Source organism: Nocardia grenadensis, from assembly GCF_050942415.1.
Lineage (GTDB): Bacteria > Actinomycetota > Actinomycetes > Mycobacteriales > Mycobacteriaceae > Nocardia > Nocardia grenadensis.
In genome coordinates this window covers 2,660,685-2,678,988 of the sequence record NZ_CP192054.1, presented here as the reverse complement: position 1 = coordinate 2,678,988, position 18,304 = coordinate 2,660,685, and the positions used below count along the sequence as shown (strand labels likewise).

Below are 18,304 nucleotides of genomic sequence, written 5' to 3'. Positions count from 1 at the left end.
GTCCTAGAATCGATGCACCTACCGCGCACCAGAGGAGTCGCGTTGCCCCAGCAGGAACGCGCGGGTCTGACCGCGCTCAGTGCTGTTCTGTCACCACTGGAGGGCAGTGGCCCGAAAACGGAGGCCGTGGTCCAGCGGCTGACCGCGGCGATCGGCCTCGGAGTGATGGTGGACGGACAGCAGTTGCCGAGCGAGTTGACCCTCGCCGACCAGCTGGGTGTATCGACGATGACCCTGCGGGAAGCATTGGCCGTCCTCCGGCAGCAGGGCATCGTCCGCACCAAACGCGGACGTGGGGGCGGCAGCTTCATCTGTTCGTCCGCGGAGGTCCTGGAACACACCGCGTCGGCACGGTTACAGCAGATGAGTCTCGCGGAATTACGCGACCTCGGAGACGCGCAGTTCGCCATCGTCGGCGCGGCCGCGGTCTTCGCCGCCCGCCGCGTCGGGCGGGCCGATATCGCCCGGCTCCACGCGCTGACCGACCGGTTGCGGACCAGCACCGAACCCGTCGCGGCCCGCCGAGCCGATAGCCGCTTCCATATCGAGATGGCCGTATGCGCGCAGTCCACCAGACTCACCCGGGCCCAGGTCGATCTGCAGGCCGAGCTCTCCGCGCTGGTCTGGCTGCCGCGACTGGAACTGGATCCGGCCGCCGAGGCGGCCGTCCACAGCGACCTGGTACGCGCCATCGAACGCGAGGATGATGCCGAGGCCCGGGAGCTGGCAGAATCGCATAGTGAATCCCGCATCCGTCGACTCATCGCCCTACGTATGGAGCTCAGTGATCGATGACGGACAATCCAAGACCTCCGACCATCGAGTCGCTCGCTTCCGCCGTGGCAGAGCTGGCCGAGCAGATCTATCTGCCGCTCACGACGATAGGGACCGCGCTGGCACACGTCTGGGACGAGGCCACCCGGACACGGCGAGCCCTTCCCCGTTCGGCCGATCTGGCGCCGCTGCGCGAGCCCATCACCCATGAGCTGGAGGAGGTCGGCGAGCTGTTCGACGGGGCGGGCGTGGTCATCGCCGACGGTGTGCTCGCCGACCGTCCCCGGTTCCTGGAGTGGTGGCAGATGCAGGCGGGACACGGACCCCAGCGGCTGAACCCCGAGCTGAGCCCGCAGAGCGAATACTTCTACGACTACACCCAGATGGACTGGTACTTGGTCCCACGTGACGAAGGACGCCGCTGGGTGCACGGGCCCTATATCGATTTCGCGTGCACCGACCAATACGTGTGCACGTTCGCGGTTCCGGTCACCAACGCACCGGGACAGTTCCTCGGGGTAGCCGGGGCCGATGTGCCGGTCGGCGCGATGCAAGAGGTCCTGCTCCCCCGGTTCCGCGCCGCGGGCCTCGCCCTCGTACTCGTCAACGACGAGGGCCGCGTCATCCTGGCCACCGATCCGGGACTCCCCCCGGGCTCCCGGACCGGCCGCGGCGACTGGACCGGTGCCGGGGTGCCGATCGACGCGCTGCCCTGGTCACTGTGCCGGCTGGAGGGCACCTCGACGCCTTGAGACGGCCACTGTCGCGGTCCGGCAGCGCGGCGGCAATTCTCCGATAGCCGCTCGTTTCGACCGCGAAATGCTCAGCGGCCCAACCGCTTCGCACACTCGGCCATCTCCTCGATCACCAGATCCATGGAGGTGGCACCGCGCGACGCCGACAGCACGATCCGATCGGCGCCCAGTCCACGTGCCCGGTCGAGCTCCGCCCCGCCCAGCCGTCGCAACGTGGCGCCGAGCACCAGGGAGATCTCCGCGGGATCACGCCCGGCCCGAGTGGCCGCGGCACGCATCACGCCGATCGCCGTATCGAGTTCCGCGCCGACCAACCCCAACGGCTGGAAGCCGTCACCCAGCCCGCCGGCCCGTCGCGCGGCCGCGGCACTGTGGCCGCCGATGTACAGCGGGACACCGGACTCCCGGTGCGGTTTGGGCCAGCTGTGCGCACCGGTGAACGAGAAGTACTCACCGGCGAAGTCCACACCGTCGCGGCCGGCCCACAGTGCCCGCATCACCGCGATGGCCTCGTCGGCGATCCTGCCGCGACGATCGAATCGTCCACCGCACGCCTCGACCTCCTCACGCATCCACCCGAGACCGAGGCAGACGCGCAGCCGTCCGCCGGAGAGCCGGTCCAGCGTCGCCAGCCGTTTGGCGAGAACCACCGGATTGTGGTTGGGCAACACCAGAACGCCGGTGGACAAGCCCAGCGTCGTGGTCGCACCGGCGACGAACGACAGCAGTTCCAGTGGGTCCGGGATATCGCAGTCGTCGGGCAGTGGTGATCTGCCGGTCGGTGAGTAGGGGTACACACTGCCGGTATCCGCGACGACCACCGAATGTTCCACGGCGGAGATCTCGTCGAATCCGAGTGACTCCGCCGCGTGGGCGAAGCGCAGGATCTGCTCCGGTTCTCCGCTCGACCCCAGTTCGACCGGGATCACCACACCGAGCTTCATACCCTGTCTCCTTCGCATACACCGGCGCGTGCGACGCGCTGCGGACTTCCCGGAAACCGCGTCACGGCCGGGCGACACCCGGCTCCGGTAGGAATCTCGCGCGGCCGTGGGCGTGGAATTCGCATTCGAGCGCCTGCCGGTCTGCTTCGGTCAGCGGTACGTACTCGGGTGCCGCACGACCCACCCGGTGGAACACCGGTTCGTCACCACGCCACAACCGGGCCTGCAATTCCCGCTTGAGCACCTTGTTCGACCCGGTGACCGGCAACCTCGCCGACACCCGCACGAACCGGGGCGCCGATTTGGTACCGAGATCGTCCTGACCGGCCAGGAACGCGGCGAACTCGGCGGGATCGAAATCGGAGACCTCGGCGACCTCGATCGCGGCCATCACCTGATCGCCCGACCGCGGGTCCGGCACCGCGTACACACCGGTCGCGATGATCTTCGGGTGCCGCCGCAGGATGCGCTCGATCAACAGTGCCGAAATGTTCTCCCCGTCCACACGGATCCAGTCGCCCCGCCGGCCGGCGAAGTAGAGGAACCCGGCCTCGTCGATATAGCCGAGGTCACCGGTCCAGTACCAGCCGTGCCGGATTCGCTCGGCCACCGCGGATTCGTTCTTGTAGTACCCTTCGAATCGTTTCGCGCCGCCCTTGTCGACCATTTCGCCGATGGCCTCGTCCGGGTTGAGCACCCGGCCGTGCCGGTCGAGTCGCGCCCGGGCGCATTCCCGGCGGGTCTCCGGATGCACGACGGCGATATCGGCGTGGGCCGGCCGGCCCAGCGCGCCCGCCGGGGTGTCCGGGTCGGGCCGCACCGACCCGGCACCCTCCGACGAACCGTAACCCTCCATCAACTCGGCCCCGAATCGGCGCGCGAACTCCACCCGGTCTTCCGGCGAGGCTTCGGTGCCGAATCCGCGGACGAGGGTGTTGTCGATATCGTCGGCCCGCTCCGGGGTCGCCATCAGGTACCCCAATGCCTTGCCCACATAGGTGAAGAACGTGGCGCCGAAGAACCGCACATCCGGCAGGAATCCGGAGGCGGAGAATTTCGGGGTGAGGCAGACGGTCGCACCGTTGGCCAGGGCGGGTGCCCACAGCGCCATCAGCGCGTTGCCGTGGAACAGCGGCATACAGCAGTAGTCGACATCCGCGCGCGTATGGCCGTACTTCTCGGTGTTCGCGTACGCGAGTCGCGCCAGCCGTCCCTGGCTGCACCGCACCGCCTTCGACAGACCGGTGGTTCCGGAAGTGAACAGCAGCAGGAACAGCGCCGATTCGTGCACCGTCGAGCCGACCGTGGGCTCATCGACCCGGTGTGTGGCCACCCGGTCGAGGTAGGACGGTGTGTCGACGAGGAGGAAACGGTCCGCGCTCAGCCCGAGGTCCAGATCAGCGATCTTCGCCATACCCGCGGAGTCGGTGACGATCAATTGGCAGTCGACATAGCGGATCTCGGCCTCGAGTTCGGCGCCGCGCCGGGTCGGGTTGATGCCGGCGATCACCGCGCCGGTCAGGGCGGCCCCACCCAGCCAGAACAGGTACTCGGGAGTGTTCTCGAGCAGCACGCCGATATGGAACGGACCGTCGACGCGCAGCGAGGTGGCCAGCGCGCCCCGGGCCGCGCTCTCGCGCACCGTCTCGTCCCAGGTCCAGTCCCGTTCCCGGGTTCGTACACCCCGGTGGGTGTCGCCGAGACGATCGAGCAGCATCTCCGCTATCGTCACACGTTCCAACTCGGCTCCTGTCCTCGTCCCGGATGCCCTCCGAATCCTGTCCATCCCGAACCGACGCTAGCCACTTCGGCGCCCGGCTCGTCGGTCCGGTCTCGGCCAGTGGAAAGGTGCCGCGCGCCCGCGGTGATCCGTGAGATCTTCTGCCCATGGAACTCGAGCGCACCATCACCCGGCTGGCCGCGACCGAGGCGATCAGGGACCTGATTTTCGCCTACTCCCATCTGATCGACCGGGGGGCGCTCGACGAGGTGGCGGAGTTGTTCGCGGACGCGGTGTACGGCATGTGCGACGGTGCGGGGGTGCCGATCGGCGAACCCATCGTCGCGGACGCGCGGGCGGTACTGGACGCCAATCGGAGATTCATCAAAATGCACGGTGCCCCGGCCTCACCGCGGACCAAACATCTCACCACGAATGTCCGGATCCGGGTCGCGGACACCGACACCGAGGCGACCGCGCTGTCGTATGTGACCGTGGTGCAGGCGGCCGGCGAGCTACCGCTACAACCCATTCTCACCGGCCGCTACTTCGACGAGTTCGCATTCCGGGCCGGGCGCTGGCGATTCACCCGTCGATTGTGCTGTATCGACCACACCGGTGACCTCAGCGAGCATGCGCGACGTGCGCCGTGACCGACCTGCGCCGAAGCGCATCGAGCCGAGAGGAAGCGGATGGAGCCCACCGACCGTCTCGCCATGAGCACGCTCGTGGCGCGATACGCGCTGGCCGTCGACCGCCGGGATCCCACGGCGTTGGAATCTTTGTTCGCGCCGGATGTGGTGCTCGTGCGGCCGCCCGAACTGAACGGCACGAACGCACCGAGGGAGTTGCGCGGCCGGGCGCTGGTGGCCCGATCGGTGGTGGAAGCGGTATCGCACCTGGTGGCCACCCGGCACGTCGTCGAGCAGCAGGTTATCGAGACCGCCACCGCCCACGACGCGCACGGTGAGACCTATTGCACGGCACACCATATCTATCCGCGCGGTGACGGTCACCGGGATCATCGCCTCGCCCTCCGATACCGGGACACCTTCGTCCGTGCCGGAGGCGCCTGGTTGTTCTTCCGGCGGGACCTCGTGGTCGACTTCGCCGAGGACGTGCCGGTGACCCGGTCGGCGCCGCACGGGACCACCGGGTGATCGCGGTCGTCAGGTGCCTGGTCGGGCCGGTGCGAAAGCGGTCAGGAAACCGGCCACGGTGATCAACCCGATCCGGATATGAGCGTGTTCGAATGCCACCGGGGTCATCGTATCGGCGATCATCGCCGGGATCGCGCCGGGCGACCGGGCATGCAGGGCCGCAGCAGCTTACGCGTGGGCCACGGTGCCGCGGCGACGGAAGACGGCCGGGGTCGCCACGTGCACCCAGCAGCCGCTCGTGCCATCGCCCAGCGCGGCCAGCGGCGGGGGCAGGAACGACGGCGGCGCGAAGCGCACCTCGGTGCGCCGCGTCGCCGTGGTGACCACCGCGGCCTGTTCGGGTCCGTTCCATTCACTGACCCACAATCCGCCCACGATCCGCACCGGAGGTGCGGCGCCGTCGGCGAGTACGACCGTCACCGGGTCACCCACGTATTCGCCCCACACCACCCACCACCGGCCCGGGGTATTCGATTCGGTCGGCCCCGACACGCCGACGGCCATATCCGCGCGACCCGACCACGACCGCCACAGCAGCTCGTCCTCGCCGGCCTCGGTGACGATTTCCCCGCCCGGTCGCGGCTGGGTCACCCGGAAGCAGCGGTCGGTGCCGCGCCACTGCAACCGCATTCCCGACAGCGGTAACACTTCCGACTCGAGATCCGACTCGCGGTATCCGTTGGCCATCACGGCTCCTCACTGGGTGCGCTACTCGCTCCGGTAGTGCGTCGGAGCGCCGACATCGGCCGTGCTACCCACCACACCTGTTACTAAACCGTGATCACGAAGAGGGACAGCCTCCCGGTGCCTCGGCAACCATACCGACCGGCAGCGCCCGATCCTTTGCGGTCAAAGGGTCGAGACGACGGCACGCACGGTCCGCGCCGCGCGGTACCCGAAGTGCACCGGTGGGTGGACGGGAGGAAGCGGTCGAGCGGCCGGATCCGAACCGCCGGCCCGTGCCGGCGGCGCGTCATGTCCGGGTCCTTCGCGCGCGGCTTCGCCGGTGGCGGGACGGTGGTTCTCGGGCGGACCCCGTCCTCCGGGTAGAGATCGAAGTGCCGGATGAGCGGGTGTCGCCTATGTCAGCGAACGCGGCACGCGGGTGGCCGGGTGCCGGCCGGTGGGCGGACATGCCGCGGTCGCGGCGGGAACTCGGCCAATCCGTGATCGTGCACGATCGCCGACGCCTCCGAGCCGACGACCGCGGCCCTGCTCGGCGGCAGCGTCGACGAGGCCCATTACTGAGCCCAGCGGCCGGAGCCGAATCGGTGGCTTCGGTGATCCGTTCAGGCGCGGTCCACCTCGACCATGAAGAAATCGGCTTTCGCCGCTCCGCAATCGGGGCACGACCAGTCGTCTGGAATATCGTCCCAGCGGGTGCCGGGCGCGATACCGTCCTCGGGCCAGCCGAGCGCTTCGTCGTATTCGAAACCGCATTGCACGCACTGGAACAATTTGTATCCGGTGGTCATATCACTGTCCTTTCATCGGGACGGCCGGTTCGAAATCGATTTTTTCTCGCACACCGCAGTCCGGGCAGCACCAGTCGTCGGGCACCGCCGACCACGCCGTGCCCGCGGGGAAACCTTCGCGCGGGGCGCCGGTGGTTTCGTCGTAGCGGTAATCGCACACCGGGCAGGAGAAGACCGCCATCAGCTCGCGACCCCGTACCGGGCGAGCACGCGCTGCCGCTTGCTCGGCTGGATGTTCACCCGCGTGATATCGCCCCGGTAATGGGCCAGCACGCGATGGTCCATCACTTTCCGCCACAGCGGCGGGAAGTAGGCCAGGGTGATCATGCCGGCATAGCCGGCGGGCAGTTCGGGCGCGCCATCCATACTGCGCAGGGTCTGGTACCGACGGGTGGGCGCCGCGTGATGGTCGCTGTGCCGCTGCAGGTGGAAGAGGAAGATATTGGTCACCAGGTGATCGGAGTTCCAGCTGTGTTCGGGCGTGCACCGGACGTAGCGGCCCGATTCCGTGCGCTGCCGGAGCAGGCCGTAGTGCTCGAGATAGTTCACCGTCTCCAGTAGCGAGAATCCGTAGACGGCCTGGAGCAGCAGGAACGGCAGTACGCCCGGTCCGAACAACACCGCCAGCACACCCCACAACACCACCGTCATCGCCCACGCGTTGAGCACATCGTTGCGAAGGGTCCACGGGCTTTTGCCCATCCGCTGCAACCGCGTTCGCTCCAGCGCCCACCCCGACCGCAGCCCACCCCATACGCTGCGCGGCAGGAAACTCCAGAAGGATTCGGCGAACCGGGCGCTGGCCGGGTCCTCGGGCGTGGCGACCCGGACGTGATGACCGCGGTTGTGCTCGATATAGAAATGCCCGTAACCGGTCTGCGCCAGCGTGATCTTGGACAGCCAGCGTTCGAGTTCGTCCTTCTTGTGCCCGAGCTCGTGTGCGGTGTTGATACCCACACCACCCATGACACCGACGGTGAGCGCGACCCCGATCTTCGACCACAGTCCGAGCCCGCCCTCGATACCCAGCCAGGAGAGGTCCGGTGCGGTCCACAGGTAGCCGGCGAACACCAAGCTGGCCAGCTGGCACGGGATGAAGGCGTAGACGCACCAGCGGTAGTAGCGATCGCGCTCCAGTTGTTCCATCACCTCTTCGGGCGGGTTCTGGCCGTCGGGCCCGAAGAACCGGTCCAGGATCGGCAGCAGCACATAGACCAGCAGTGGGCCGATCCACCACCACACCGCCGCCGGCCGGTCCCACCCCAGCCGGTGGCTCGCCCACACCAGCACCGCGGCCAGACCGAGCGAGGTGGGTGCCACCAGCCCGAACAACCACAGGTACCGCTTTCGGTCGCGCCACTGCGGCGTCACCGCGTCGTGCGAACTCTGCTCGGACGTCGTCATCGTCGCCCTCCTCACTTCCGTGCGGCCGCCGCTTCGGCGACGGGCGCCTCGGTCGGCGCGCGCATCACCGGCACCGTCCTTTACACTTTGCATATAAGTGTATTAATTACATACATGTATGCCATCTCTGTCAATAGAAGAACATTCGCGCATGTGATGTAAGGTGATTGCCGTGGCTGACGCGCCGAATTTCCAGAACGAGATGCGCCGACTACTCCGGGAGCGAGTGATCGAGACCGCGCGCGAATTGGCCTGCACCGAGGGGTGGGGCGCGGTCAACATGTCCCGGGTGGCCAAGGAGGTCGGGGTGAGCCGCCCCGTGCTCTACAAGGAGATCGGCACCAAACAGGATCTGGCCGAGGTCGTCATCGCGGGGGAACTCGACTCCTTCCTCGCCGGTGTCACCGAAACCGTCACCGCCGAGCCCGGCGACCTGCTCGCCGGGATCACCGCCGCCGCCGAATACACCCTCCGCAGTGCGGCCGACAACACCCTGCTCAAGGCGGTGCTCGCCGGCCGCTCCGGCGCCGACACCACCTTGCTCCCCACCCTGATGACCGAACCCGAACCCGTACTGGGCCGGGCCACCGCCGCGTTCACCGCCATCCTCCGCGCCCGGTATCCCCTCGACGCGTTCAACGAGCCGGAGCTCGACACTCGGGTCGAAGCGGTGGTGCGGCTGGCACTGAGCCACCTCTTCCAGCCCGCCGGGACCATCGACCGCGCCGTCGCTCAGATAGCCCTGGTCGCGGGGCCACTGTTCCACCGCGACCACTAGGAACGGCGCCGACTCCGTCGGTGATCCCCACCGAACGGCCCGGACGGGCGGCGCCCCGTGTTACGGAATTGCCGGGGTTCACGTCACAAATAGGTATACCCCCGGTCATTCGACCGTGGTCGAGATAACACACGCCGAGCACGCTGGAGGCATCCGTCGGCTCCCTCCGTGAAGGTCTCCATGTACCCCTCCGATTCGAACCACACAGGCACCAGCGGCTACGTGGGCGTTCCGCCCTCGGAAGACCTATTGATGATCCGCCGGTGCGCACGGTGCGACAGGCTCTACGCACCGCTGACCGTCGACTGCGCGTCGTGCGCGTCCGACAGCCTGGAATGGGTGCCGTCCAGCGGCGCCGGTTCGATCCTGTCGTGGCGGGTGGTGGATCGCGGCGTCATCGGCGGGCGTGGGGAGACGACGCTGCTGACGGTCGCCGTGGTCGAACTCGACGACGGCCCGTGGGTGTACACCTCGATCGAAGGCCACGTTCCGCTGGTCACCAGCGGCCCGGTACGGGTGCGTTTCCGGCCGCGGCCACGGGACGGCAGATTCCCGGTTTTCGCGGTCGTCACCGAGACCGACACCCCCGGCCACCGCGCCGCCGACCGCTCCGGAGGCGAACATGCCCGCACCTGACACCGACTTCTCCGTTGCCACCACATGGGTCCGGACCGCACTACGGCAGTGCGCTGCCCTGGACGCCACGAGATCCTTGCTCCCGGGGACGAAGCCGATGCTCGTTTTCGCGATCCGCTGGGCTCCGTTCGGCGGCGCCACCGCCGAGGAACTCTTCGTGAATTTCGGCGTCACCCGGCAGCAGTTCCTGCGGATGACCGGTGCGGCGCTGGCCGCGCGACGGTCCGACGATCCGCGGACGTCTCAGCTGAAACAGCACCTGCTGATGTTGCTGGCCCAGGCCTGGCGCGCGGACCGCGACGTGGAATCGCTTCGGTGACGGCGAGGCCGAACCGAAGCGGCCACGTGTGGTGAACCCGGCGCCTCGGTGCACCGCCCGAGTCGCGGGTCATGCGCCGGGCCGGGCCGGTGTGCGAGCCGCGAAGAACGCATCCGCGATTCCACGCAAGGGGGCGACGAGGTCGGCGCCGCGCGGGTACACGCCCACCGGCCGAGCGACTGCATATCTCCCAGCCCGCGATCGCGGGTGTCCGCCCGCCTCACTGGGCTAGGGTTGTGGCCGCTGGATGCCGGGAACCGGCTCGTACGGCCGTCGACCAACGCTCGCGAGGAGTTCTCATGGGTTCTGCTCGATCAGTGCGTAATTCCCTGTCCGCGGTGGTCGCGGTGCTGCTCGGGGCGACCGGGGGCGTATCCGTGGTGGCCGCCGCCCCGGAACCCGTCGATCAGCGGCCGAACGTGGTCGTGATCCTGGCGGACGACCTGGATTCGGCGGCCACGCCGGTGTGGCAGGCGATGCCGCGGACCGCCGCACTCGTCCGTGATCGCGGGGTGGAGTTCACCGACGCGTTCGCGCCGATGCCGATCTGCTGCGCGGCCCGTGCCGCCATCCTGACCGGCCGGTACGGGCACAACACCGGTGTCCTCACCAATTCCGGCGAGGTCGGCGGCTTCGAGACCTTCCGCGCCCGGGGCAACGAATCCCACACCATAGCCACCGCGTTGCACGACGCGGGCTACCGAACCGGTATGGCGGGCAAGTACCTCAACGGGCTGGAAGACGACCCCGCGCATATCCCGCCCGGCTGGGACGACTGGCACGCCGGAGTCGACAACTTCCTGTACTCCGGCTACAACTACACGCTGAACGAGAACGGCACGTTCGTGAAATACGGTGTGGCGCCGCAGGATTACGAAACCGACGTGATCCGTGCCAAGTCCGAGCAGTTCATCACCGACGCCGCCGCCGCGGGGCAGCCGTTCTTCTGGTACGCCGCCTCCACCTCGCCGCACTTCCCGATCCCGCCCGCACCCCGGCACGTGGCCGAGACCCGGCCGACCGCCGCGCCGCGGTCCCCGAACTATCAGGAGTCCGACGTATCGGACAAGCCGTCGTGGCTGATCGATACGGCGGGCCCGCGGGCCGCGACCATCACCGTGACCAACGATCCCGACTACACCAATCGGCTCGGGGCGTTGAAATCACTGGACGAGATGGTTGCCGGGATCGTCGAAACTCTCGACCGTACCGGGGAACTCGATAACACCTACCTGATCTTCACCTCCGACAACGGTTACAGCCTCGGCGCGCACCGGCTGACCCAGAAGATGGCGCCCTACGAAGAATCCATGCGGGTGCCGCTCGCCGTCACCGGGCCCGGAATCCGGCCCGGCCGCCGTGGCACCATGGCCCTGTCCACAGATCTCGCCCCGACCATCTTCGACTGGGCCGGCCTCCCGATCCCCGACCGGATCGACGGCCGCTCCCTGACACCCGTACTGGCCGGCGAAACCACCGGATGGCGTAATGATTTCGTCGCCGAGTACGGGGGTCCGGGTAGCACGGGCCGCGACGGCATAGCCCAGGAACAGATTCCGGGCACCGACACCCCGCTCATCTACACGCTCGATATGCCGTCCTGGAGCGCCGTCCGCACCGACCGCTACCTCTACGCCCGCTGGTACGAACGAGAACGCCCGCTCGACCAGCGCGAATACGAGCTGTACGACCTGCACACGGACCCGTACCAGCTGACCAACCTCATCAAGACCCCCGAGGGACGCGCCGCACACGCCGGCCTGGTCGCCACCCTCGACCGGCGCCTGACCACCCTCACTGCCTGCGCCGGGATCACCTGCCGCTGATTGCCGGATCACGGTCACCGTGACGGGGCCGGACCCGGCCGCTGAGCTCCGCACGCCGCGGCCACCGTTGTTCGGTTCGACGGCGGGCGGGCGCCGCCGTCGATCCCGATCTCTCAGGTCGGCCATTTCCCGGTCATCCGGTGGTACGCGAGCACCCCGGCACGATCGACGGATGCCTTGACCAGACCGAACACCGCGCCCTGGAGAGCGGCCGCGAACAGGACCTGCCGCCAGCCGTAGTCGGGAGAAGTCGCGGCCGGGGCCTCGTCCTGTCCGGCGGCCCGGCGCCAGAGCTGACGGAACACCGCGTGCGCCGCGATCCCGCCGAGCACCCCGGCCACGGTGCCGATCGGCTTGTACAGCAGGTTCATGATTTCCTGCCTCGTACGATCACCCAGGCCACCACCGCGGCGGCGAGAGCCGCGGTCACGGCCGGTACCGGATAACCGCGCAGGAATGCCGCGGTCTTCCGGCCACTCGCCGCCACGGGCGCGGGCGTCCCGGCTTCGGCCCGTTCGAGGAGTTGATGGGCCTGCGCCTGCACCTGACCGGCGCGATCGCGGACCGTACGCTCCACCTCCCCGGCCCGGTGCCGCACCTCGTCGGCGGCGTGATGCGCGGATTCCTCCGCGCGCGCCCGCACATCGAACTTCCCGGCGAGCTCGTCCACCGTCTCCCGAAGTTCTTCCCGGACCTGATCGCGGTCGCGCCGCAATGCGTCCCGGTCGTCGTCGACGGATCGTCCTCCGTTCTCGGTCATCGCTACCTCCGGTGGGTGACGGTCTCGAAATCGGCGCGGGCCCCCGCCAGGGCGTCCGTGGGCACCGGTGGTGCGCCGGCCGTGATATTCCGCTTCCCGAACCAGGTGAGGGCGGCCCCACCGGCGAGTAGTAGGGCGCCGACGATCAGGGCCGCGGCCCACCCGGGCAGGACCAGCGCCAACGCCAGGACCACGGCCGCGATCACTGCCGCGCCGCCGTAGAACATCAGCAACCCACCCACGCCCGCGAGCCCGGCGCCTTTGGCCGCGGCGCTTGTCTTCTCCTGCATCTCCAGCCTGGCCAGGCGCATTTCGTCGCGCACCAGCCTGCTCACCTGGATGGTGGCCACATCGACGAGTTCGCCGACCGACCGGTCGTCCGCTGACTGCCGCGTAGGCGGCTGTGCCGTCCGAGTCATGTGCTACCTCCTGTCCGGCGGGCGGATACCCGCCGGACCCCGAGCCAAACGACACCGTGACCGGGCGGAAGTCCATCCGGTCCGCAGCCGGCGCCCCGGCCACGGGCCGGGCGCTCTCCCCTATTGGCCGCCGCCACACACTCTCGGGCGGCCGCCCAACCGATATGACGGCCCCCACCCGGGCTTTCGCTCGGACTCCCGCCGAGCGTCCGGAAGGTCTCACGGGGTGGCGGCGGACGGCACCAGCGCCCGCCGCACCGCACTCATGGACCGGCCGCATCCGAACAGGTAAGCCCGTGTCGGTGGCACCCGGCCCAGTTGCTGGGCCTGACCGAGATCGTCGCGATTCGCCCAGTGCTCACGCACCGCGCCTTCGGTGATCCGGAACCAATGGGTCCGGATCGCTGCGAACGACCGGCCGGTGGCCGGGACGACTAACCCAGCTCCCGCTGCGCCGGCCACAGCTGCGCCCAGGGCGCGCGGACGGTACGGCACACATACATCGCCGCTCCTTGCTCGTCGTTATCGATTCCGAGCCCGTTGTCGATCCGGCCCGCCGCTTCCGGAACGGAATCGGCACAGAAGCGCGCGACTTCCGCGTGGGTGAGGCCGACGGTGAGGATCGGGCGGGAATCAGCCGGCGGCCCCCACCACCAATAGGAATTGTGACCGCTGTGCGGGACCGGGAGACCGTGTGCGTCGCCGAAACGCTCGATGGCCGCGGCTTCGCCGTAGTTGGCCGTGAGTATGTCCGCGTCCGGTGCCAGCCGGGCTCTGGCCGCTGCGATCCGGTCGGTGAACAGCGGCCAGCCGACCGTTTCGCCGGCATCATAGTTGAGGGCGAGAATCGGCGAATCGCGCAGGGCGGTCACGGGGAGAACCGGCAGGAACAATACCGCCGATACGGCCGCGTTCAGCGCGACAACCGCCGCCGTCGCGGCGCGACACCGGCGGGTGCGGGTCAGAACGGCTACCAGTGCGGTGGCGCCCGCGGCCAGCAGCACCGGGTACATCCCGCCCAGGTAGTAGGCCTTGCCCCCGGCGGCCAGATACGCCACGAACAGCAGGGCGTAGGCGAGCGCGAAGGCGCGGTAGCGAGGTTGCCGGGCCAGCCACCACAGTCCCGCGACCCACAGCACCACCATCAGCGGACCCATCAGGCCGAACTGCAGCAACACGAAGGCGGCCGGGCCGTCCGAGGTGCCCGACGAACCGCCCGCGATGGCCCGGCTCATCTCGACCTGCGGCAACCCGTTGCGCACCTGCCACCACAGATTCGGCGCCCAGATCACCGCGGCGATCGCGAGCGCGGCCGGAAAATACCTGGTGCGGAAAACCTCTCGGGGGCCGAGCAGCAGGAGTGCGCACGCGAGAACCAGCAGCGGTAATGCCAGCAGCGTCTTGTTCTGCACGCCGATCCCCGCCAGCACACCCACGAGCAACCACCAGCGCCGATCCGATTCCGGCCGCAGCAGTCGCAGTACCGTCACCACCACCGCCGACCACACCGCCAGATCGAAGATCACGGTGCCGAGCTGATGACCGCCGCCGAGCAGGAGCGCGGAGGAGGCCGCCGCCGCGGCGGCCAGAGTCTGCGCGGCCCGGCCGCCGCCCAGTTCACGGGCCGCCCATCCGGTACACACGATCACCACGGTGGCCGCCACGATGGCCGGGAGCCGCAGCACCACCAGCGAATCCGCGTCGATCGCGGCCATCGCCCGGGCCAGCAACGGCACCAGCGGTGGCTGATCGGCATATCCCCAGTCGAGCCGCCGGCCCGCAGCCAGGAAGTACATTTCGTCCCGGTGGTATCCGTACCGGTCGGCACACCCGGCCAGCAAGACCGCGAAAACACCCGCCACCCAGTACATCGCGCCGTCCTACCCGCTGCCGGCGGCGGTCCGGATTCCGCTACGCCCGTGTCGATACTCGCACGGGCACCCACCCGCTCGCTCGGTATCCGGCACGTCGCGGTGGCTCGGTGCCGCGGCCACCGGTTCCCGTCCGCGAAACGGCGCGGTCAGGTGGTCCGGCGGGCACGGGCGCGCCGTTTGCCCTCATGCATCGCCTGGACCCGGGGAATCGGGATGGTATGGCCCTCCGCGACCAGATCGGCCGGAAGCGCCTGCGGTGCCGGCATGGCGGCAGACCAGGGGTCGGTATCCGCCAACAGGGCCGGTACCGTCCGCATCGTGAAATCCGCCGGCGTCACCTCGTCCAGATCGGACCAGGCGAGCGGGAACGATACGGGCACCCGGGGACGGATACGCGGACTGTAGGCCGCGGCGACGGTCGCGCCGCCGGTACGTGTCGGATCGAGGAATACCTTGCCTCCGCGGTCCTCCTTGATGAACGCGGTGGTGGCGAATCCGGGATCGAGGCGTTCGGCCCGAGCGGCGATCGCCCGCGTCGCCGCGGCCGCGTCCTCGTGGCGGGTACCCGGCGCGATCGGCACGAACACATGGGCGCCCTTGGCGCCGCTGGTCTTCACCGCGCCGGTCAATCCGGCGTCCGTCAATGCCGCCCGGATCAGCCGGGCCGCCTCGGCCGCGTGCCGGAAGGTCTGTCCGGGCGACGGGTCGAGGTCGAGGACGAGATGCGTCGGCCCCGGACCGGGATCGGAGGTGATCAGAGTCGGGTGGTATTCGACGGCGCGCTGATTACCGAACCAGAGCAGGGTCGGCATATCGTCGCACAGCGCATAGGAGATCTCGCGCCGCGAACTATCCGCCCAGACCGTTGTCCGCCGGACCCATTCGGGGGTGTACTTCGGCAGGTTCTTCTGCATGAACGGTTCCTGCCCCGGCCGGACGCGAACCACCGACAGTGGGCGGTCCCGCAGTACCCGCAGGAGGCGTTCCCCGACCGCCTCCAAATAATCCAGCAGGTCCCGCTTGGTCGCCTCGGCGCCGTCGAACAGCGGCTGGTCCGGGTTCGTCACCGGAACCCCGCGGCGGACCTCGTCACCGGTCATCGACTCACCATGCCCGCCGGCGTCGGCGGGGTCAACCCATAGGCCGCGACCGTGGCGGAAATCCGGGCAGACCGCGGCGGCGATTTCGGAACCGGGCGGCCACAGCTGCGCGCCGGACCATATTTCGCTTGCGCGCCGTGGGCACGATCAGGATCGTTGCCGTATGCCACCACGAATCTCGATACCGCCTCCGCCCGACTCCCGGCCACCCGATGAACGCCCGGATCTGGCCGGCTGGCGACGCCGGCATGCTCGGCGCTCGTCGAACGCCGCCCGGCCGATCCCGTCGGGTAAACAGTACCGCCGTAAGCAGAAGCACGCGAAACACCGGGAATTCGATACCCGCCGGTGACGGCGAGCCAGCCGCTACGCGAAACATCCGGTGCCGCAATGACGATATTCGCACAACGCGCTTTGCAATTTCCCGGCACATCGGAGCGGCTATGAGCGACACCACCCAGCGCGACACCCTGTGGATGCGTGAGGACCTGCGACACACCTGCCGACTTCTCGGGCTCGACGACCGGCACGGCGCCTGGATCGCCCGCGAATTCGCCCCCTGGGCGGCCGGCTATCTCGCGCGCCGGGTGCTCTTCGAACTCCGTCACCGGGCCGCCGAAGCAGCCTGAGCGTGCCCCGAGTTGCCGATTCCCGCTCGATCGGCTGTGAGCGGAAACGGCAGCGTTTCGAACATCGGGGTCCCGGTCGCACTGGACCGCCGGACCGTACTACGCGCGGGGGCGGTGACCGCCGCCGCGGCCGCGTTACCCGCACCGGCCGCGTATGCGGCGAGTCCGGTGTTCGGGCACGGCATCGCCTCCGGTGATCCGCTACCCGACGGCGTCGTGCTCTGGACCCGGGTGACCGTCGGACCACAGGCCCTGCCGGGGTCGGGGATCGGCGCCCCGGCCACCGTCCGATGGGAGATCGCCGACGACGCCGGATTCACCACGGTGGTCGCCGCCGGCTCGTTCATCGCGGACGCGGACTCCGATCACACGGTGAAGGTGGACGTACGCGGTCTGGCCCCGGCGCGTGACTACCACTACCGGTTCCATGCCCTCGGTGCGACGTCGCCCGCCGGCCGGACCCGTACCGCCCCGGCCGAAGCGGACTCCCCGGCCTGCCTGCGTTTCGGTGTGGTCTCGTGCGCCAACTGGGAAGCGGGTTTTTTCGCCGCCTATCGTCATCTCGCCGCCCGCGATGATCTCGACGCCGTCATACATCTGGGTGACTACCTCTACGAATACAGCTCCGGATCGTTCGAGGGCCACGCCGGGACGGTCCGGCAGCACGAGCCGGTGCACGAGATCATCTCGCTCACCGATTACCGGATCCGGCACGGCCAGTACAAAACCGACCCCGACCTCATGGCCCTGCACGCGCGGTTGCCGTTCATCTGCACCTGGGATGACCACGAAACCGCGAACAACGCCTGGTCCGGCGGCGCGGGAAACCACGACCCCGCGTCCGAGGGCAGCTGGGCGGATCGGCGCGCCGCCTCGATCCGCGCGTACACGGAATGGATGCCGGTCCGGCTGCAGACCACAGCGGGGGAAACCCGGATCTACCGCCGTCTCCGGTTCGGCACCCTCGCCGAACTGTCCATGCTGGATCTGCGCAGCTACCGGGACAGGCAGCCGGAGCTCGGTACCCGGGAAGGTGACGACCCGGCCCGTACCTTGACCGGAGCGCGCCAGATGGAATGGCTCGCCGCCGGTTTGGTCTCCGGCTCCGCCCGCTGGCAGGTGGTCGGCACTTCGGTCATGATCGCGCCGCTGGCGTTCCCACCGCTGGACCCCGAGACCAGCGCGGCGGTCACCGAGGTATTCGGTATCCCCCGCGAGGGTCTGGTGCTCAACACCGACCAGTGGGATGGCTACCCCGCCGACCGCCACCGCCTCCTCCAGGCCCTGACCGACCGCGGCGGCGACGTCGTCTTCCTCACCGGCGATATCCACAGCTCTTGGGCCTCCGACGTCCCGCTCGACGCCGCGCGATACCCCGGCGGACCTACCGCCGGAGTCGAATTCGTGGTCCCGTCGGTGACCTCCACCGGGATCGGAGATATGCTGCCGACCCCGCCGCGCACCGGTTCGGTCGCGCTCGCGGAGTCGGTGCGGGCACTCAACCGGCACATCCACTACACCGAGCTCGACTCCCACGGCTACGGCGTCGTCGAACTCGTACCCGCGCGGGTGCGGATGGAGTGGTATCACGTTGGTGATGTCACCGACGCGCGCACCGGCGTCCGGACAGCGGCGGCCTGGGAACTGCCCCACGGCGGCCGCCTCCGGCCGGGCGGGTGATCCGTCCGCGGGAGCCGGGAGTCGTTTCGACCGCTCACTCGGGCGGCCGGC

22 protein-coding genes are annotated in these 18,304 nt (G+C 69.0%); 10 read left to right on the top strand and 12 right to left on the bottom strand.

What is annotated here, in order from left to right; all coding sequences use genetic code 11:
- Window positions 1-42 precede the first annotated feature (42 nt).
- Together ACQPYS_RS12110 and ACQPYS_RS12105 are read left to right on the top strand one after the other, a co-directional pair.
- A complete protein-coding gene (locus ACQPYS_RS12110; protein WP_433492648.1) occupies window positions 43-795 on the top strand; it encodes a FadR/GntR family transcriptional regulator in 753 nt (250 codons plus the stop codon).
- On the top strand, window positions 792-1,526 hold the full coding sequence (locus ACQPYS_RS12105; RefSeq protein WP_433492647.1) for a cache domain-containing protein: 735 nt from the start codon (window positions 792-794) through the stop codon (window positions 1,524-1,526). The genes ACQPYS_RS12110 and ACQPYS_RS12105 overlap by 4 nt, the downstream gene beginning before the upstream one ends.
- A 71-nt stretch (window positions 1,527-1,597) precedes the next feature.
- Here ACQPYS_RS12105 and ACQPYS_RS12100 read toward each other — a convergent pair whose 3' ends face one another.
- Window positions 1,598-2,473, bottom strand: coding sequence for an LLM class F420-dependent oxidoreductase (locus ACQPYS_RS12100; protein ID WP_433492646.1), 876 nt, complete (start codon window positions 2,471-2,473; stop codon window positions 1,598-1,600).
- A 61-nt stretch (window positions 2,474-2,534) separates the two neighbouring features.
- The gene (locus ACQPYS_RS12095; RefSeq protein ID WP_433492645.1) at window positions 2,535-4,259 is read right to left on the bottom strand and encodes an AMP-binding protein; all 1,725 of its coding nucleotides are present in this window, start codon (window positions 4,257-4,259) and stop codon (window positions 2,535-2,537) included.
- Between the two features lie 101 nt (window positions 4,260-4,360).
- Here ACQPYS_RS12095 and ACQPYS_RS12090 point away from each other — a divergent pair, with 101 nt between their 5' ends.
- Both ACQPYS_RS12090 and ACQPYS_RS12085 read left to right on the top strand, forming a co-directional pair.
- Window positions 4,361-4,846 (top strand): nuclear transport factor 2 family protein, encoded by a 486-nt coding sequence (locus tag ACQPYS_RS12090; protein WP_433492644.1) that lies wholly within the window; start codon window positions 4,361-4,363, stop codon window positions 4,844-4,846.
- A 39-nt stretch (window positions 4,847-4,885) separates the two neighbouring features.
- Window positions 4,886-5,353, top strand: coding sequence for a nuclear transport factor 2 family protein (locus ACQPYS_RS12085; RefSeq protein ID WP_433492643.1), 468 nt, complete (start codon window positions 4,886-4,888; stop codon window positions 5,351-5,353).
- Window positions 5,354-5,521: 168 nt separating this feature from the next.
- On the opposite strand, the gene ACQPYS_RS12080 is transcribed toward ACQPYS_RS12085, so the two are convergent.
- From ACQPYS_RS12080 to ACQPYS_RS12065, 4 genes are all read right to left on the bottom strand, one after another.
- Window positions 5,522-6,040 (bottom strand): hypothetical protein, encoded by a 519-nt coding sequence (locus ACQPYS_RS12080; RefSeq protein ID WP_433492642.1) that lies wholly within the window; start codon window positions 6,038-6,040, stop codon window positions 5,522-5,524.
- 602 nt (window positions 6,041-6,642) lie between these two features.
- Window positions 6,643-6,828 carry a rubredoxin gene (locus tag ACQPYS_RS12075; protein ID WP_063036269.1) on the bottom strand — a complete coding sequence of 62 codons (186 nt, stop codon included), beginning with the start codon at window positions 6,826-6,828 and terminating at the stop codon, window positions 6,643-6,645.
- Between the two features lies 1 nt (window position 6,829).
- Window positions 6,830-7,009 carry a rubredoxin gene (locus ACQPYS_RS12070; protein ID WP_063036268.1) on the bottom strand — a complete coding sequence of 60 codons (180 nt, stop codon included), beginning with the start codon at window positions 7,007-7,009 and terminating at the stop codon, window positions 6,830-6,832.
- Window positions 7,009-8,232: an alkane 1-monooxygenase gene (locus ACQPYS_RS12065; RefSeq protein ID WP_063036267.1), complete on the bottom strand. Its 1,224-nt coding sequence runs from the start codon at window positions 8,230-8,232 to the stop codon at window positions 7,009-7,011. The genes ACQPYS_RS12070 and ACQPYS_RS12065 overlap by 1 nt, the downstream gene beginning before the upstream one ends.
- Window positions 8,233-8,404: 172 nt before the next feature.
- Here ACQPYS_RS12065 and ACQPYS_RS12060 point away from each other — a divergent pair, with 172 nt between their 5' ends.
- The 4 genes from ACQPYS_RS12060 to ACQPYS_RS12045 all read left to right on the top strand — a co-directional run bounded on the left by ACQPYS_RS12060 (window position 8,405) and on the right by ACQPYS_RS12045 (window position 11,791).
- Window positions 8,405-9,010 carry a TetR/AcrR family transcriptional regulator gene (locus ACQPYS_RS12060; RefSeq protein WP_245664546.1) on the top strand — a complete coding sequence of 202 codons (606 nt, stop codon included), beginning with the start codon at window positions 8,405-8,407 and terminating at the stop codon, window positions 9,008-9,010.
- A gap of 252 nt (window positions 9,011-9,262) precedes the next feature.
- Window positions 9,263-9,646, top strand: coding sequence for a Zn-ribbon domain-containing OB-fold protein (locus tag ACQPYS_RS12055; RefSeq protein WP_433492641.1), 384 nt, complete (start codon window positions 9,263-9,265; stop codon window positions 9,644-9,646).
- The gene (locus ACQPYS_RS12050; RefSeq protein ID WP_157107220.1) at window positions 9,633-9,965 is read left to right on the top strand and encodes a hypothetical protein; all 333 of its coding nucleotides are present in this window, start codon (window positions 9,633-9,635) and stop codon (window positions 9,963-9,965) included. The genes ACQPYS_RS12055 and ACQPYS_RS12050 overlap by 14 nt, the downstream gene beginning before the upstream one ends.
- Before the next feature lie 299 nt (window positions 9,966-10,264).
- A complete protein-coding gene (locus ACQPYS_RS12045) occupies window positions 10,265-11,791 on the top strand; it encodes a sulfatase family protein (RefSeq protein ID WP_063036264.1) in 1,527 nt (508 codons plus the stop codon).
- Window positions 11,792-11,904: 113 nt separating this feature from the next.
- Here the strand turns inward: ACQPYS_RS12045 and ACQPYS_RS12040 are convergent, their stop codons facing one another.
- From ACQPYS_RS12040 to ACQPYS_RS12015, 6 genes are all read right to left on the bottom strand, one after another.
- On the bottom strand, window positions 11,905-12,162 hold the full coding sequence (locus ACQPYS_RS12040) for a DUF4235 domain-containing protein (protein WP_063036263.1): 258 nt from the start codon (window positions 12,160-12,162) through the stop codon (window positions 11,905-11,907).
- Complete coding sequence (locus ACQPYS_RS12035) at window positions 12,159-12,551, bottom strand: DUF3618 domain-containing protein (protein WP_433492640.1); 393 nt, start codon at window positions 12,549-12,551, stop codon at window positions 12,159-12,161. The genes ACQPYS_RS12040 and ACQPYS_RS12035 overlap by 4 nt, the downstream gene beginning before the upstream one ends.
- A 2-nt stretch (window positions 12,552-12,553) precedes the next feature.
- On the bottom strand, window positions 12,554-12,970 hold the full coding sequence (locus ACQPYS_RS12030) for a phage holin family protein (RefSeq protein WP_431938916.1): 417 nt from the start codon (window positions 12,968-12,970) through the stop codon (window positions 12,554-12,556).
- Window positions 12,971-13,189: 219 nt separating this feature from the next.
- Entirely contained in the window at window positions 13,190-13,336 is a 147-nt protein-coding gene (locus ACQPYS_RS12025) for a hypothetical protein (RefSeq protein WP_433492639.1), read from the bottom strand.
- A 68-nt stretch (window positions 13,337-13,404) separates the two neighbouring features.
- Window positions 13,405-14,841, bottom strand: coding sequence for a glycosyltransferase family 39 protein (locus ACQPYS_RS12020; protein WP_433492638.1), 1,437 nt, complete (start codon window positions 14,839-14,841; stop codon window positions 13,405-13,407).
- 149 nt (window positions 14,842-14,990) lie between these two features.
- Complete coding sequence (locus tag ACQPYS_RS12015; RefSeq protein WP_433492637.1) at window positions 14,991-15,944, bottom strand: DNA polymerase domain-containing protein; 954 nt, start codon at window positions 15,942-15,944, stop codon at window positions 14,991-14,993.
- Window positions 15,945-16,387: 443 nt separating this feature from the next.
- Between ACQPYS_RS12015 and ACQPYS_RS12010 the strand changes: the two genes are divergently transcribed.
- On the top strand, window positions 16,388-16,573 hold the full coding sequence (locus ACQPYS_RS12010; RefSeq protein WP_431938919.1) for a hypothetical protein: 186 nt from the start codon (window positions 16,388-16,390) through the stop codon (window positions 16,571-16,573).
- Window positions 16,574-16,609: 36 nt separating this feature from the next.
- The gene (locus tag ACQPYS_RS12005) at window positions 16,610-18,253 is read left to right on the top strand and encodes an alkaline phosphatase D family protein (RefSeq protein ID WP_433492636.1); all 1,644 of its coding nucleotides are present in this window, start codon (window positions 16,610-16,612) and stop codon (window positions 18,251-18,253) included.
- Window positions 18,254-18,304 lie beyond the last annotated feature (51 nt).